Here is a 15,617-nt window from a genome sequence, read left to right on the forward strand (position 1 = left end):
CCTTGAAAGGGATGGCCCTAAGACCATCTACCCTGATTCGCCAAGAAGTTCGCATCAGCCGAATTACGACTGCTTCGCAGCCGAACGGGGGCAAGCCCCCTCGCCACAGGGCGGCTGACCTGAATATCAGTGCAGAATCACCGGCGCCGTATCCCGAGGCAGGTTATTGCGCACCGGCGCTTGCCCCGGCTGCTCGTAGCCACCGCCGCCGAGCTGTTGGCTCAGCTGCGCAGCCACATCTTCACCCAGCGCCTTGGACACATCACGTACCACCCGTGGGCGGTTCAGCGAAATCTTGATATCCCGGCCATTCACCAGTTTGGTGTCCTGACCTTCGCCCATTGCCGTGAAGGCCGAGGTGATCTCAAAGGTCTTGGTGTTGATCAGGCTGAAGTCTGCCACCAGCGTCAGCCCCAGCACCGCCGAATAGCTGTCGGTGTTGGCCAGCTCGTTCATGTCGCGGGTGAAGTCGATGTCTGACACGGTGCCGAACAGCACGTAGTCGGCACCCTTGAAGCTACCGGCCTTGATGCGCTTGATCACGTCGTAGACGTCACCCTTGGACGAAGCAGTGTAGGGCGTGCCCTGCACCAGCTGGAACATGCCGGTGCGCAGAATCTCGCCCTTGATGTCGCCGGTGAATTTTCGCAGTTCACCTTGCTCGATGTAGCTGCTGGTTGCTTCGTACTCTTCGTAACTGGACGAACCACTGGCGCCGTAATAGCTCTGGCTGTGGTTGCTCTGGGCCGAAACAGTGTGGACGTATTGTTCCACCCGTTCCTGATACGCCAGGTCCGCTACTGCGACTTTCGGGGCCGCTTGCACGCTGAACGCGCAAGCCAGGGCCATCATGCCAATCCATGCGCGCATCAATTAACGCTCCGTGGTTTTGCGGATCTCTTTTTCGTCCATCCACTCGGCCAGACCGCTTTCAACGTCGATCAACTGCAGGCTGAATTTGTAGAAGACGTCCTTGTAGTCGCTGCTGCGCTTGACGATCGAGCTGATCGAGCCTTCGATGCGATACTTGGCGGCGATCATGTTGCCAGTCTTGGCGACAGTGCTTTTCTTGTACAAGCCGCTCTGGTTTTGCAGCTTGAGCTGGTCAACCTGGCTTTGCATGGCGGTGTTGTCGCTGGCGAAGCGGGCGACGCCGGTCTTCATCAGCTGGGTCTTGATGCTGGTGGTGATTTCGCGGGTATCGATGTACTCGCTGGTCTTGTTCTTCACGTCGTAGACCTGAACCACCGGACGGCCTTGCAGGATGCCGGACTGGGCCAGGGAGCGGGTCATGGATTCGGCGATCATCTGCAGGTCGGTGGAACCGAACTCGTTGGTCACGGTTTCCACGGCCTTGGTGTCACCGTAGCTGATGTTTTTGCTGCCCAGCGTTGGCGAAGTGTTGGCGCAACCGCTGGCCAGGAGGGCGATGACGGCGATGAACGAAAAGCGTGCAAACATGGGAATGCTCTCTAAAACTGAACGAATAGGGTGTCGGGCTTAAGGCGTTTTGATTTCGAGACGGAAATCCACGGCTTTGGCGGTTGGCGCAATCGCCTGAATGAAACTGGTCTGCTCGCCGTACATCATCTGGCTTTTCCAGGTTTCTTCTTCGGCAACCGGGAAACCTTCAGGGCCGAGCCAGGCAAAACGGTAGTAGAAGGTCTTGTTGTTGTAGCTGGTGTTGCTCAGCTGCGCATTGACCGTCATGAAGCCGTTTTCCCGGGCCACGCGCATGGCGCCGACCACGATGTTCTTGAGCTTGCCCATGGCCACGACCTTGCTGGCGGCGCTGCCTGGCTCCGGTGGCGGCGGGGTGGCGCAGCCGGCCAGCAAGGCCAGGGCGACGACAGCGATGAATTTGAAACGCATGCAAAGACTCCGTTCTTAAGGTTGTTTGAGGCTGGCCACGGCGGTCGGGTTGGCGCTCGGGATCACGTGTGCGGCCAGGCCGTTGGCGAATACCTGGTTGCCTACGGCGCGCAGGGTGATGACCTGAAAGCGCTGATCGACGGTGATCTTGACCACCGAGCCGCCCACGGCGCTTGGCAGCGTGACGTGGTGCTCGCCTTTCTTCAAGCGCAGACGCACCACCTGAGTGTTGTCCGGCAGCGTGCGCCATGTACGAGTATCGGCACCTTCGAGCACGGCTGAAGTGATGCCGACTGCAAGACCCGCCAGCGGGTTGGTTTCGTTGATCTGCTTCTGTGCCACACCACGAGTGATCGCCCGCACGGTGGTGCGCAGGATGATGCCCGGCATGTCATCACGCAGCGCGCGACGGGACATGGCAGTGGTGCTGTTGAGTTGGGTCAGGTTCAGCTGCTGACCGTCCACGCCAATCTGGGCAAAGGTGGCGGTTGAGGTATCAGGCTTGATGATCGGGAACGACAGCGGCGTGATCACCACGTTGTTGCTGATCGGCAATGGCAGCGGAATGCGGATCGAGTCGCGGGACGGCGCCAGACCGCTTTGCACGACGATCAGGATGTCGCTGTCATCGTTCTTGGTCGGTTTGTCGAGGTTCACCAGTGCCTGTTCCAGCAGCGGCGTGTTCGGGCGCAGTTCGGCGGCCTTGCGATAACCCGGCGCCGCCAGATCTTTCTCGCCCAGGGCTTCGTAGACGAAGCCGGCCAGATAATGGCTGAACGCACTCTGGTAGCTGTTTTTCAGGCTGACCACTTCCGGCGCGTCGAGGCTGGCTACTGGATAACCCTGAAGATCCTTGTACTGGGTTTTGACGCCTTCTTTCTCGGCCTGCTCTTCGCTCTTGAGGTATTCCTTGTCGCGCAGGTCGGCGATCACCGCTTCACGTTCGTGAGTCTTCTTGATCGCGGTACGCGCGCCGTCGAAGTCGTTCACCGCCAACAGGTTGAGGGCCATCTGCGTGGTCAGCATGACTTTTTCGTAGTCATAGCCTTCGTAGCGACGAACCTTGTCGTTCACCAGGAAGCTGCCGAACTGAGCCAGGTACTTGTCGGTGTCGAGCTTGACCGCGTCTTCCCACTTGCCCACCACCTGATCGGCGCTGGTCCAGGCGTTCTGGCTGCCGGACAAGTCGCCCTTGGCGCGCAGCAGTTCGCCCTTCTCGAAGTAATAGAGCAGGTCTTTGTCTTTGCCGGTGTTGTTCTTTTCCAGCAGGGTCAAGGCGCCGTCGACGTTGCCGGAAGCCAGTTGCTGGTTGGTTTGTGCAAGTTCCGAATCGTAGTTACGAAAGGCCGAGCAGCCGGAAAGCAGAGTGACAGCGCTGAGCGCGATCAAAGTAGGGGCGCGGAATGCCATAAGGGGTACGTCTTCCCTGAATATAAGCAGCCGCGTGCGGGTCGGGCTGTTGGGACCTATCGGCAGGGAGACTGGCGTCCTGCCAATTCCTCATAAAAAGAGGAGCTTAAATGCCGTATCGCAATAACGACGGCGCGGCATTATAAACAGGGATGCTGGCCATGTAATGGCTTTTCAATTACATCTTTTCACAACGTGCCACTACTTATTTCCGGCCTGATACCGGCGCTGGCGAGGTGAGCACGTAAGTCGTTCCGACGACGAATGCCACGGTGTTTATTGTGCGCAGGTTGATGACTTGAAAGTCGCGGTCGATGCGCAGGGTAATCGGCGCGGTGCCGGGCGCGTTCGGCGCGTTGAACAGGTGTTCACCTTTTTTCAGCCGCAGACGCGCGACCAGGGTTTTGTCCGGCAGGGTGCGCCATGTGCGGGTATCGGCCTCCTCGAATGGGTCTTCGCGGGTGACCACCAGCGACGCCTTGGCCGGGTTGCGTTCATTTTCCTGGGCCTGGCCGATAGCCGCCATGTTGGCGCGGAACATGGCCCGCGAGATGATGGCGGGCATGTCATCACGCAAGGTGCGCAAGGCCATGTCGGTGACGCTGTTGAGTGCGGTCAGCGGCCGTTTGCGGCCATCGACGATGATGTGGTCGAACGCTGGCGTGATGTTGTCCGGGATCATCACCGGGAAAGAAATCGGGGCAACGATCACCAGGTTTTCGTTGAGCCGTACCGGAATCGGCACGCGCACCGAGCTGCGTGCCGGCGCCAGGCCGCTTTGGACGATGATTAACACATCACTTTCATCGGCTTTTGCCGGCGGCTTGTCGAGATTGCGTAGCGCCTGCTCGAGAAACGGCAGGTTCGGGCGCAATTCAATTGCCTGGCGATAGCCCGGCGCGGCGAGATCGCGTTCGCCGAGGGCTTCGTAGGTGAAGCCAGCCAGGTAATGACTGAAGGCGCTCTGATAGCCGTTCTTCAGTTCGATGACGGCTGGCGCATCGAGGGTAGTCACCGGGTAGCCCTGCAGATCCTTGTAGCGCACCGAAATGCCCTGGGCCTTGGCCTGCTCCTCGAACTCTTCGTACTGCCGCTCGCGCTGGCGGGCAATCAGCGCTTCGCGTTCGTGGGTTTTCTTGATGTCGGCGCGGGCGCCGTCGAAGTCATTCGCAGCCAATTGGTTGAGGGCCATTTGCGTGGTCAACATGACTTTTTCGTAGTCGTAACCTTCGTAACGACGCAGTTTGTCATTGACCAGCATGGTGCCCATTTCATTGCCAAACCGTGTGAGCAGTTTCATTGCGCCGGAGGGCGCCGCTTCTTCGCGCTGGAACACCATCTGGTCGGCGCTGCGCCAGGCTTTCTGGCTCTGCGGCAGCGCACTGGCGACGCTAAGGATGGCGCCTTTCTCGAAGTAATAAAGCAGATCCTTGTCTTCCCAGGGATTGTGCGACTCGACCAGATCCAGCGCACCCTGGAGGTTACCCACCAATAGTTGATCGTTGGTCTGTTGCATCTCCTGATCATAATTTCGGTACGCGGCACATCCACTCAGTTGCAGGGCGAGGCTCAACAGCAGCGAGAAAAAGAGGCAGGAGCGCATGGACGATGATTCTTCCCTGATCGGATAACGCGAGGAGATATCAATTGGCCGCTGAATTTATACGCAGCTACGCAGGAAATACCAACAAAGCTTGAGCGAAACTCATTGGGAGTGAACAATGTGTTACTTCGTATTTCCATTTGAGATTTATTCATGATTGCCTCCTCTCGTTTTCTGGCGTGGCTCGTGCTGCCGGTGATCGCGTTCTGCAGCTTCAATGCGCTGGCCGAAACCGCGGAAGGTGCGCCCAAGGCCTTGCATTTGCTCGATTACATTGGCGCCGATTACCCGGCGACGGTCGAGGCGGGCAAGGTCATCGATGAGTCTGAATACCGCGAGCAGAAGGAATTCCTCAAGGTGCTGCAAGGTTTGATCGCCGATTTGCCGGCCAAACCCGAACGCGCAGAGCTGGAGCAGGGCGTCGGCAGCCTTGGCGCTGCAATCGCCGCTCGCAAAGAGGGCGCAGACGTCGCCCGTCAGGCGCGGCAGCTGGGGGCAAAACTGGCGGTGACCTATGAGGTCAGCCAAGCCCCGGTCATCACCCCGGACCCGACCCGCGGCGCGCCGCTGTATGCCCAGCAATGCTCGGTGTGCCATGGCGATGCGGGCGCCGGTGACGGCCCGGCGGGTGTTGGCATGACGCCACCGCCAGCCAATCTGCGCGATGCCGTGCGACTGGACCGTCTGAGCCTCTATGCGATTTACAACACGTTGGGCATGGGCGTTGAAGGCACCGACATGCCGGCCTTCGCCGATCAACTGGATGATCGTCAACGTTGGGATCTGGCAACCTACATCGCCAGCTTCAGCGCCGATCCGGCCGCGGCAAAATCCGAGAAAACCTACAACATTGCCGACCTGGCACGTCAGACGCCAGCCGAAGTGCAGGCCGCCGAGGGTCCTCAAGCAGCCGCGACCTTCCGCGCGCAACGGGCGCAACCGCCGCAGGTCAAGCGTGGCCCGGGGCAGTTGCTGGATTACACGGCGGCCACCTTGGACAAGAGCATCGCCGCCTACCGCGCTGGCGATCACGATCAGGCCTACGACCTGTCGGTGGCGGCGTATCTGGAAGGCTTCGAACTGGTCGAAAGTTCTCTGGACAACGTCGACGCCAACGTGCGCAAAGACACCGAGAAGTCCCTGATGGCTTACCGTCAGTCGTTGCAGGACGGTTTGCCGGTGGCCCAGGCCGAGCAGCGTCTGGAGGCGGCCAAGGCCAAATTGAAAGAGTCCGCTGGCCTGCTCGGCAGTGATGGCTTGAGCTGGTCGCTGAGTTACATTTCCGGCCTGTTGATTTTGTTGCGCGAGGGTCTGGAAGCGATTCTGGTGCTCGCGGCGATCCTCGCATTCCTGCGCAATACCGGTCAGCAATCGGCGGTGCGCAGCGTCAACATCGGTTGGGGCCTGGCGCTGCTGGCCGGGCTGGCGACCTGGGCGGTGGCGGCGTATGTGATCGACGTCAGCGGTGCCCAGCGAGAACTGCTGGAAGGCGCGACGGCGTTGTTTGCCAGTGTCATGGTGCTCTGGCTCGGCGTGTGGATGCATGACCGTCGCCACGCAGCGGCCTGGCAGGATTACATCAAGAGCAGCCTGGTGAGCGGCGGCGGGCGTTTCGGGTTTGCGATCCTGGCGTTCTTCTCGGTGTATCGCGAACTGTTCGAAGTGATCCTGTTTTACGAAACCCTGTGGTTGCAGGCAGGGCCAGCAGGGCATAACGCGGTACTGGCGGGCGGCGCGACGGCGCTGGTAATGCTGATCGGTCTGGCCTGGGTGATTCTGCGTGGCTCAGCGAAACTGCCGCTGGCGTTGTTCTTCAGCATCAATGCCGGGCTGCTCTGCGCGTTGTCGGTGGTGTTTGCCGGCCATGGCGTGAAGGCGTTGCAGGAAGCCGGGATCTTCGGCACGCGGCCGGTGCCGTTCTTTGACTTCGACTGGCTGGGGATCCACGCTGATGCCTATTCGCTGAGTGCTCAGGCCGTGGCGATCATTGCGATCATCGTGTTGTACAGCCGTAGCCGGATGGCCGAGAAGCGGCGGGTGTCGGTTTCTTAAAAGCATTCGCTGCGCTCATATTCGCGGGCAAGCCTCGCTCCTACACAGGTCCGTGTCGTGCGCATATTCCGCGAACGATATAAATCCGTAGGAGCGAGGCTTGCCCGCGAAGCTTTTTAGACGAGGAAAATAATATGCGCGTGTGGATCGATGCCGACGCCTGCCCTCGGGCGGCTAAGGATCTGGTGGTGAAGTTCGCCCTCAAGCGCCAGTTCGAAGTGGTGCTGGTGGCCGGTCAGCCGCAGATTAAACCGGGCCTCGCCCTGGTGAAGCTGATCGTGGTGCCCAGCGGCCCGGATGCCGCCGACGATTACCTGGTGGAACACGCGGTGCCAGGTGAACTGGTGATTTGCAGCGATGTACCGCTGGCGGATCGGCTGGTGAAGAAGGGCGTCGCGGCGCTGGATCCACGGGGCAAGGAGTTCGATGCGCAGAACATGGGCGATCGACTGGCGGTGCGTAACCTGTTCACCGATCTGCGTGAGCAGGGCCAGATGAGCGGCGGACCGGCGCCGTTCGGCGACCGCGAGAAGCAGGCGTTCGCCAATGCGCTGGACCGGATACTCACGCGGTTATCGCGCAAGTCTTGAGCCATGCATTGAACCCTGTGGGAGCGGGCTTGCTCGCGAAGGCGGTTTGACAGTCGACATCAAAGTTGAATGTTATGACCTCTTCGCGAGCAAGCCCGCTCCCACATTTAAACCGTGTTACTCGTCGTTCTCGTGGGTCAGTTCCAACACGCGGTCGACCAGTTTATTGATGCCGGACGCAGCCTCGCTGATCGATTGCGCCAGCATGTACGCCGGAGTGCTCACCAGCTTGCGCGCCTTGTCTTCGACGATGTCGGTCACCGCGCACTCGGCATGGGTGGCGCCCATCTTGTTCATCGCGGCGGCGGTATCGGCATCGTTGCCGATGGTGCAGGTCACACCCGGGCCGTAGATCTTGGCCGCCAGGGCCGGCGAGATGCAGATCAGCCCTACCGGTTTGCCGGCCTCGGCGAACGCTTCGGTCAGCGCCAGGACGTCAGGTTGAACGCTGCAACCGGCACCTTCGACGGCAAAGTTCGACAGGTTCTTGGCCGACCCGAATCCGCCAGGAACGATCAGCGCATCGAAGTCTTCGACGCTGGCTTCACGGATATCCTTGATGTTGCCCCGGGCGATCCGCGCCGATTCCACCAGCACGTTGCGCGCCTCGGGCATTTCTTCGCCGGTCAGGTGGTTGATCACATGCAACTGCGCGATATCGGGTGCGAAACATTGCACCTGGGCACCGCGCTGGTCCAGCCGCAGCAGGGTGATCACGCTTTCGTGGATCTCGGCACCGTCGTACACGCCGCAGCCGGAAAGGATCACTGCAATTTTTTTGCTCATGGGCTTTTCTCCAGATTCATGGCGTTAAATGTCCACTAATTTGTCATTCGTTGCCATAGGGTTAATTCGCGGCTACACCTAATCTCTGCTGAACGATTCTGATCAGGGCGCGTCATGGACTTCATTCTGTATGCGGTGCCGTTTTTCTTTGTGCTGATTGCGGTCGAGTTGCTGGCCGACCGTTGGCGCGGAGTGAGCAATTACCGCGTGGCAGACGCGATCAACAGCGTCAGCACCGGCGTGCTGTCGACCACCACGGGCCTGTTGACCAAAGGCGTCGGCCTGGTGACTTATGCCTTCGCCCTGAAGCACCTGGCCGTGATCGAGCTCTCGGCCGACAGCGTCTGGGTCTGGGTGTTTGCTTTCGTCTTCTACGACTTCTGCTACTACTGGCTGCACCGCATGGGCCACGAGCGCAACATCCTCTGGGCGGCCCACTCGGTGCATCACCAGAGCGAGGACTACAACCTCTCCACGGCCTTGCGCCAGACCAGCACCGGGTTTCTGTTGAGCTGGATTTTCTACCTGCCCATGGCCGTGCTCGGTGTTCCACTCGTGGTGTTCGTCAGCGTTGCGGCGCTGAATCTGCTGTACCAATTCTGGGTGCATACCCGGCACATTCCCAAGCTCGGCTGGTTCGAATGGTTCTTCGTCACGCCGTCCAATCATCGGGCTCACCATGCACAGAACGCTCTTTACATGGATCGCAACTACGGTGGGGTGTTCATTATTTGGGACCGTCTGTTCGGCTCGTTCCAGGAAGAGGACGACAACGAACCGGTGATTTTCGGCGTGACCACACCGCTGGCGAGCTGGAATCCGTTGTGGGCGAACGTGCAGTTCTATGCGCAGCTGTGGGATGACGCACGGCGCGCCGAACGCTGGTGGGACAAGTTGCGGATCTGGTTCATGCGCACCGGTTGGCGGCCGGCGGATGTGGCGGCCAAATACCCGATGAACAAACCGGACCTGAGCCAGTTCCGCAAATTCGAGGTGCCGCTGGACGGGCGCCAGCAGTGGTATGTGGCGCTGCAATTTTGCGTCTACATCGCCTTGGGCAGCTACTTGATGAATCTGGAACAGAGCCTGCCGACTTCGGCCCTGGTGTTGGGCTGGGGTGCCGTGGCACTAGGGCTGTTTGTGTTGGGCGTGGCCCTGGAAAATCGCCCGCAGGCATTGAAGCTGGAGCTGTTGCGGCTGGCGTCGAACCTGCCGCTGGTGTGGTTGGCGCCGATGGTCGGGCTATGGCCGGGCAGCGCGGTGGGCTGGGTAGGGCTGCTCAGTTACAGCCTGCTCAGCGGAATCGGTCTCTACTGTTGTAGAAACCGCTTCACTCGATGGGCGTCGTAGGTTCGCTGGACTTGGCCTGTTCGGCTTTCAACGCTTGCTCGTCGGCATAGATCTTCTTCGCCAGACGGGCATTCTTGAAGCGCCGCCGCAGCCACAGGCCAAAGCCCAGTACCAGCAGGGCGCCCAGCACCCACAGCTCGTACTTCTTGATACTGCCAAGCATGCCTTCGAGTACCGCGCCGAAGTGATAAGAGGCTGCGGCCAGCGCAGTGGCCCAGATCGCTGCGCCAATCCCGTTGAGCAGCAGGTAACGTCCCGGCGGATAGCCCGACAGACCGATCGCCACCGGCATAACGGTGCGCAACCCGTAGACAAAGCGGAAGCTCAGCACCCAGATGTCCGGGTGCTTGCGGATATGTTCCAGCGCCCGATCACCCATCAGTTGCCAGCGCGGTTTGCGGGCCAGCAATTTGCGCCCGTGCTTGCGCCCCAGGAAGTACCACAGCTGATCGCCGGCATAACTGCCGAAGAACGCCACGACCACCACCAGATTGATGTCCATGTATCCGCGGAACGCGAGGAAGCCTGCGAGCACCAGAATGGTTTCGCCTTCGAAAAACGTCCCGAGGAAAAGGGCAAAGTAGCCGAAGTCATGCAGAAATTGTTGGAGCATTGTCTGGGTGCTGGCGAAATGAACGCGCAGCCTAACCCTTCGTGCACATTCATGAAAGTGTCCAAATGTGTCTCGACGTGAACATTTCCTACAAGGACAATGGAATGCGGCTACCTGTCACAGGGCTAAGCACAACTGTCATTCGTTCGTCATAATGGCCGCTTATAACTGTCACGCTCGCCCGCCAGCGCGGGCTCAGGAGTCTGCCGTGAGCTTTACCCCCGCCAACCGTTTGTTTCCTGCAACCCGCCTGCGTCGCAACCGTCGTGATGATTTCTCGCGTCGACTGGTCCGTGAAAACGTGTTGACCGTCGACGACCTGATCTTGCCGGTGTTCGTGCTGGACGGTGAAAACCGTCGCGAAGCGGTGGTCTCGATGCCCGGCGTCGAACGCCTGACCATCGACCTGTTGCTGGAAGAAGCGGCCAAGTGGGTCGAGTTGGGGATTCCGGCACTGGCATTGTTCCCGGTGACGCCACCCGAGCTCAAATCCCTGGACGCCGCTGAAGCGTGGAACCCCAACGGCATCGCCCAGCGCGCCACCCGAGCCCTGCGTGACCGGTTCCCTGAGCTGGGTGTGATCACTGACGTTGCCCTGGACCCGTTTACCACCCACGGTCAGGACGGCATTCTCGACGAAGAAGGCTACGTGCAGAACGACATTACCGTCGACGCACTGGTTAAACAGGCCTTGTCCCACGCCGAAGCCGGCGCTCAAGTGGTGGCCCCGTCGGATATGATGGACGGCCGCATTCAGGCGATCCGTGAGGCGCTGGAGCTGGCCGATCACGTCAACGTGCGGATCATGGCTTACTCGGCCAAATACGCCAGCGCCTATTACGGCCCGTTCCGCGATGCGGTGGGTTCGGCGCTGAACCTGGGCAAGGCCAACAAGGCCTCCTATCAGATGGACCCGGCCAATAGCAATGAAGCCCTGCACGAAGTGGCGGCGGACTTGTCAGAAGGCGCGGACATGGTCATGGTCAAGCCAGGCATGCCGTATCTGGACATCCTTTACCGGGTCAAAGAAGAATTCAAAGTGCCGACCTTTGTCTATCAGGTCAGCGGCGAATACGCCATGCACATGGCGGCGATCCAGAATGGCTGGTTGAGCGAAGGGGTTATCCTCGAATCCCTGACCGCTTTTAAACGTGCAGGCGCTGATGGCATCCTGACTTACTTTGCCGTCCGTGCTGCTCAATTGTTACGAGAGCAAAAATAGCCCTCCCAGGAACATTCGATGAATACCGAAGGACTCACTGAAGTTGCCGTAAAAGACGCTCAACCTGTGGTGGAGCAAATCGCCGAAACCCCGCCGGAGCTGGAGCCTGCTCCACCCGCGGTGGTGGCCGAGCCCGTTGTTGCGGCGCCAGCGATTGCCATTCCCGGCCTGGATGACAGCAGCTTGTACATCCATCGTGAGCTCTCGCAACTGCAGTTCAACATCCGCGTGCTGGAACAGGCGCTGGATGAGTCCTACCCATTGCTGGAGCGGCTGAAGTTTCTGCTGATTTTCTCCAGCAACCTGGACGAGTTCTTCGAGATTCGCGTGGCCGGCCTGAAGAAGCAGATCACCTTCGCCCGTGAACAGGCTGGCGCCGATGGCCTGCAACCGCACCAGGCCCTGGCCCGCATCAGCGAACTGGTGCACGGCCACGTCGATCGCCAATACGCGATCCTCAACGACATTCTGTTGCCGGAACTGGAAAAACATCAGGTCCGCTTCATCCGTCGCCGCTACTGGACCACCAAGCTCAAGACCTGGGTTCGTCGTTATTTCCGCGACGAGATTGCGCCGATCATCACCCCGATCGGCCTCGACCCGACGCACCCGTTTCCGTTGCTGGTGAACAAGAGTCTGAACTTCATCGTCGAGCTCGAAGGGATCGACGCCTTCGGTCGCGACTCCGGTCTGGCGATTATCCCGGCACCGCGTCTGCTGCCGCGAATCATCAAGGTTCCGGAAGAAGTCGGTGGCCCCGGCGACAACTACGTGTTCCTGTCGTCGATGATCCACGCCCACGCCGATGACCTGTTCCAGGGCATGAAGGTCAAGGGTTGCTACCAGTTCCGCCTGACCCGAAACGCCGACCTCGCGGTCGATACCGAAGACGTCGAAGACCTGGCCCGCGCCCTGCGCGGCGAGTTGTTCTCCCGTCGTTACGGTGATGCGGTGCGGCTGGAAGTGGCCGACACTTGCCCGAAACACCTGTCCGATTACCTGCTCAAGCAGTTCAACCTGCACGAGACCGAGCTGTATCAGGTCAACGGTCCGGTCAACTTGACCCGGCTGTTCAGCATCACCGGCCTGGACAGTCACCCGGAGCTGCAATACACCCCGTTCACCCCGCAGATCCCGAAACTGCTGCAAAACAGCGAGAACATTTTCAGCGTGATCAGCAAGCAGGACATCCTGCTGCTGCACCCGTTCGAGTCGTTCACCCCGGTGGTCGACTTGCTGCGCCAGGCGGCCAAGGATCCTCACGTATTGGCGGTCCGCCAGACGTTGTATCGCAGCGGCGCCAACTCCGAGATCGTCGATGCGCTGGTAGACGCTGCGCGTAACGGCAAGGAAGTGACGGCAGTAATCGAATTGCGTGCGCGGTTCGACGAAGAGTCCAACCTGCAACTGGCCAGCCGTCTGCAAGCCGCCGGTGCGGTGGTGATTTACGGCGTGGTCGGCTTCAAGACCCACGCCAAGATGATGCTGATTTTGCGCCGCGAGGCTGGCGAGATTGTCCGCTACGCCCACTTGGGTACCGGCAACTACCACGCGGCCAACGCCCGTCTGTATACCGACTACAGTCTGCTGACCTCCGACGACGCCTTGTGCGAAGACGTCGGCAAACTGTTTAGCCAGTTGATCGGCATGGGCAAGACCCTGCGCATGAAGAAACTGCTGCACGCGCCGTTCACGTTGAAGAAGGGCATGCTCGACATGATTGCCCGGGAGACGCAGTTCGCTCTCGACGGCAAACCGGCACACATCATCGCCAAGTTCAACTCGCTGACCGATCCGAAGGTCATCCGCGCGTTGTACAAGGCCAGTCAGTCCGGGGTGCGTATCGATCTGGTGGTGCGCGGCATGTGCTGCCTGCGACCGGGCATCGCCGGCGTATCCCACAACATCCACGTGCGCTCGATCATCGGTCGCTTCCTGGAACACACCCGGGTCTTCTACTTCCTCAACGGCGGCGAAGAGCAGATGTTCCTGTCCAGTGCCGACTGGATGGAGCGCAACCTCGACAAGCGCGTCGAGACTTGCTTCCCGGTCGAGGGCAAGAAGCTGATTTTGCGGGTCAAGAAAGAGCTGGAGCTTTATCTGACCGATAACACCCACAGCTGGAGCCTGCAGGCGGATGGTCGCTACATCCGCAACACGCCTACCGGCAACCAGAACCCGCGCAGTGCCCAGGCAACCTTGCTTGAGCGTTTGGGCAGCCCGATTCTGGCGGTTCGTTAACGCACAGAACCTGTGTGGCGAGGGGGCTTGCCCCCGTTGGCTGCGTAGCAGTCGTAGAACATTGCACGCGGTGTACCTGATACACCACGATCGCAGATTCTGGGGCCGCTTCGCGACCCAACGGGGGCGAGCCCCCTCGCCACATAAGCCCGCTCCCACATGGGGATTGCATCGTCTGCTGAATTGCGGGCACAAAAAAAGGCCTTCCGAAGAAGGCCTTTTTCAATTTCAACGAACGTTAAGCACGAAGCTGACGCGGGTCAGCCACTCCGCTTCCAGGGCGAAGTCGGCTTGGGTCAACTGGTTGTCGTCCAGCCAGTGTTCCGGGAACAACACATCCAGGCTGTCGCCATTGGCGTGCAATACCACTTGTGGCATTTCCTGGGTGCCGCGGATGTGATGGAACAGAATCGCAAAGCGCAGCAGCACGCACAGGCGAATCAGCTTGATGCCGTCGTCGCCGAAGTCGGCGAACTTGTCCTTGGGAATGTTGCGTCGGTGACCACGCACCAGCAGTGCGAGCATTTGCTGGTCTTCGCGGGAGAATCCGGCCAGGTCCGAGTGCTCGATCAAATAGGCGCCGTGCTTGTGGTACTGATAGTGGGCGATGTCCAGGCCCACTTCATGGACCTTGGCCGCCCAGCTCAGCAGTTCGCGCCAGACACCGTCATCCAGTTCCCAATCCTCGGCCACCTGATCGAAGGCATGCAGCGCCTTGCGTTCGACCCGCGCGGCTTGTTCCAGATCAACGTGGTAACGCTCCATCAGCGAGCTGAGAGTGCGCTCACGGACGTCTTCGTGGTGATGACGGCCCAGCAGGTCATAGAGCACGCCTTCGCGCAGGGCACCTTCACAGTGATCCATGCGTTGCAGTTCGAGGGAGTCGAAGATCGCTTCGAGAATCGCCAACCCGGCGGGGAAAATCGCCCGGCGGTCGGGCTTGATGCCTTCGAAATCGATTTTCTCGACATCGCCGAGTTTGAACAGCTTGCGCTTGAGCCAGGCCAGGCCTTCGGCATTCACTTCGCCAGTGCCATGCCCGCCGGCCTTCAGCGCCAGGCCGATGGCGCGAATGGTGCCCGAGGAGCCGATGGCTTCATCCCAGGTCAGGCGGTGCAGTGCGTGCTCGATGCTCATGATCTCCAGCCGCGCCGCGGTGTACGCCTGGGCGTAGCGGGCCGGGGTGATCTTGCCATCCTTGAAATAGCGCTGGGTGAAGCTGACGCAGCCCATTTGCAGGCTCTCGCGCAGCAGCGGTTCGAAGCGCTGGCCGATGATGAACTCGGTACTGCCGCCGCCGATGTCGGCCACCAGGCGCTTGCCCGGGGTGTCGGCGAGGGTATGGGAGACGCCGAGGTAAATCAGGCGCGCTTCTTCACGGCCGGAGATGACTTCTACCGGATGGCCAAGAATGTCTTCGGCGCGACGGATGAATTCGGCGCGGTTACGGGCTTCGCGCAGGGCGTTGGTGCCGACGATCCGTACGGTGCCGGGCGGCATACCGCTGATCAGTTGGGCGAAACGCTTCAGGCAATCGAGCCCGCGCTGCATGGATTCTTCGCTGAGTTGACGTTCTTCGTCGATGCCGGCGGCCAGCTGAACCTTCTCCCCGAGACGTTCGAGAATCCGGATTTCGCCGTTCTGGGCCTTGGCCACGACCATGTGAAAGCTGTTGGAGCCCAGGTCGATTGCGGCGATCAGGGACAGATTCTTGGCTTGGGATTGCGGCATGGTCAGGGGGTCTCGGTCGATAACCTCGACATCCTGCCACGATCAAACGCTGCCGCCAACGCGTAGAGTTGAAAGCCTTGATCCGACGCAGAAAAGTCGATGACCGCTGCGCGGTCAATCGCTAGCAGGCTAGCTCCCACATTGGAA

At 60.1% G+C, this 15,617-nt stretch carries 13 protein-coding genes; 5 read left to right on the forward strand and 8 right to left on the reverse strand.

All coding sequences use genetic code 11. The features are described from left to right. Nucleotides 1–126: 126 nt before the first annotated feature. The 5 genes from PMI30_RS07785 to PMI30_RS07765 form a co-directional block, all read right to left on the reverse strand. Nucleotides 127–870, reverse strand: a complete 744-nt coding sequence (locus PMI30_RS07785) for a hypothetical protein (RefSeq protein WP_008012490.1) — start codon at nucleotides 868–870, stop codon at nucleotides 127–129. Nucleotides 871–873: 3 nt separating this feature from the next. After that, on the reverse strand, nucleotides 874–1,461 hold the full coding sequence (gene lpoB / locus PMI30_RS07780; RefSeq protein ID WP_008012492.1) for a penicillin-binding protein activator LpoB: 588 nt from the start codon (nucleotides 1,459–1,461) through the stop codon (nucleotides 874–876). Nucleotides 1,462–1,500: 39 nt separating this feature from the next. Then, nucleotides 1,501–1,872 carry a YcfL family protein gene (locus tag PMI30_RS07775; RefSeq protein WP_007899347.1) on the reverse strand — a complete coding sequence of 124 codons (372 nt, stop codon included), beginning with the start codon at nucleotides 1,870–1,872 and terminating at the stop codon, nucleotides 1,501–1,503. A 15-nt stretch (nucleotides 1,873–1,887) separates the two neighbouring features. Next, nucleotides 1,888–3,282, reverse strand: a complete 1,395-nt coding sequence (locus tag PMI30_RS07770) for a COG3014 family protein (RefSeq protein ID WP_008012494.1) — start codon at nucleotides 3,280–3,282, stop codon at nucleotides 1,888–1,890. Between the two features lie 205 nt (nucleotides 3,283–3,487). After that, the gene (locus PMI30_RS07765) at nucleotides 3,488–4,885 is read right to left on the reverse strand and encodes a COG3014 family protein (RefSeq protein ID WP_008012496.1); all 1,398 of its coding nucleotides are present in this window, start codon (nucleotides 4,883–4,885) and stop codon (nucleotides 3,488–3,490) included. A gap of 153 nt (nucleotides 4,886–5,038) precedes the next feature. On the opposite strand from PMI30_RS07765, the gene PMI30_RS07760 reads away from it, so the two are divergent. Continuing rightward, nucleotides 5,039–6,937, forward strand: coding sequence for an FTR1 family protein (locus PMI30_RS07760; RefSeq protein ID WP_008012499.1), 1,899 nt, complete (start codon nucleotides 5,039–5,041; stop codon nucleotides 6,935–6,937). A 134-nt stretch (nucleotides 6,938–7,071) separates the two neighbouring features. After that, nucleotides 7,072–7,527, forward strand: a complete 456-nt coding sequence (locus PMI30_RS07755; protein ID WP_008012502.1) for a YaiI/YqxD family protein — start codon at nucleotides 7,072–7,074, stop codon at nucleotides 7,525–7,527. 117 nt (nucleotides 7,528–7,644) lie between these two features. Here PMI30_RS07755 and elbB read toward each other — a convergent pair whose 3' ends face one another. After that, nucleotides 7,645–8,313 (reverse strand): isoprenoid biosynthesis glyoxalase ElbB, encoded by a 669-nt coding sequence (gene elbB / locus PMI30_RS07750; protein ID WP_008012504.1) that lies wholly within the window; start codon nucleotides 8,311–8,313, stop codon nucleotides 7,645–7,647. 114 nt (nucleotides 8,314–8,427) lie between these two features. Between elbB and PMI30_RS07745 the strand changes: the two genes are divergently transcribed. Then, complete coding sequence (locus tag PMI30_RS07745) at nucleotides 8,428–9,663, forward strand: sterol desaturase family protein (protein ID WP_008012505.1); 1,236 nt, start codon at nucleotides 8,428–8,430, stop codon at nucleotides 9,661–9,663. Here the strand turns inward: PMI30_RS07745 and PMI30_RS07740 are convergent. After that, nucleotides 9,644–10,276, reverse strand: a complete 633-nt coding sequence (locus tag PMI30_RS07740) for a DedA family protein (RefSeq protein ID WP_007899360.1) — start codon at nucleotides 10,274–10,276, stop codon at nucleotides 9,644–9,646. The genes PMI30_RS07745 and PMI30_RS07740 overlap by 20 nt on opposite strands. Before the next feature lie 208 nt (nucleotides 10,277–10,484). Between PMI30_RS07740 and hemB the strand changes: the two genes are divergently transcribed. Both hemB and ppk1 read left to right on the forward strand, forming a co-directional pair. Continuing rightward, nucleotides 10,485–11,498, forward strand: coding sequence for a porphobilinogen synthase (gene hemB / locus PMI30_RS07735; protein ID WP_008012507.1), 1,014 nt, complete (start codon nucleotides 10,485–10,487; stop codon nucleotides 11,496–11,498). 18 nt (nucleotides 11,499–11,516) lie between these two features. Further along, nucleotides 11,517–13,739: a polyphosphate kinase 1 gene (gene ppk1 / locus PMI30_RS07730; RefSeq protein WP_008012510.1), complete on the forward strand. Its 2,223-nt coding sequence runs from the start codon at nucleotides 11,517–11,519 to the stop codon at nucleotides 13,737–13,739. Between the two features lie 228 nt (nucleotides 13,740–13,967). On the opposite strand, the gene ppx is transcribed toward ppk1, so the two are convergent. After that, nucleotides 13,968–15,470, reverse strand: coding sequence for an exopolyphosphatase (gene ppx, locus PMI30_RS07725; RefSeq protein ID WP_008012512.1), 1,503 nt, complete (start codon nucleotides 15,468–15,470; stop codon nucleotides 13,968–13,970). Nucleotides 15,471–15,617 lie beyond the last annotated feature (147 nt).

Origin of the sequence: Pseudomonas sp. GM50, assembly GCF_000282375.1 — a bacterium.
Lineage (GTDB): Bacteria > Pseudomonadota > Gammaproteobacteria > Pseudomonadales > Pseudomonadaceae > Aquipseudomonas.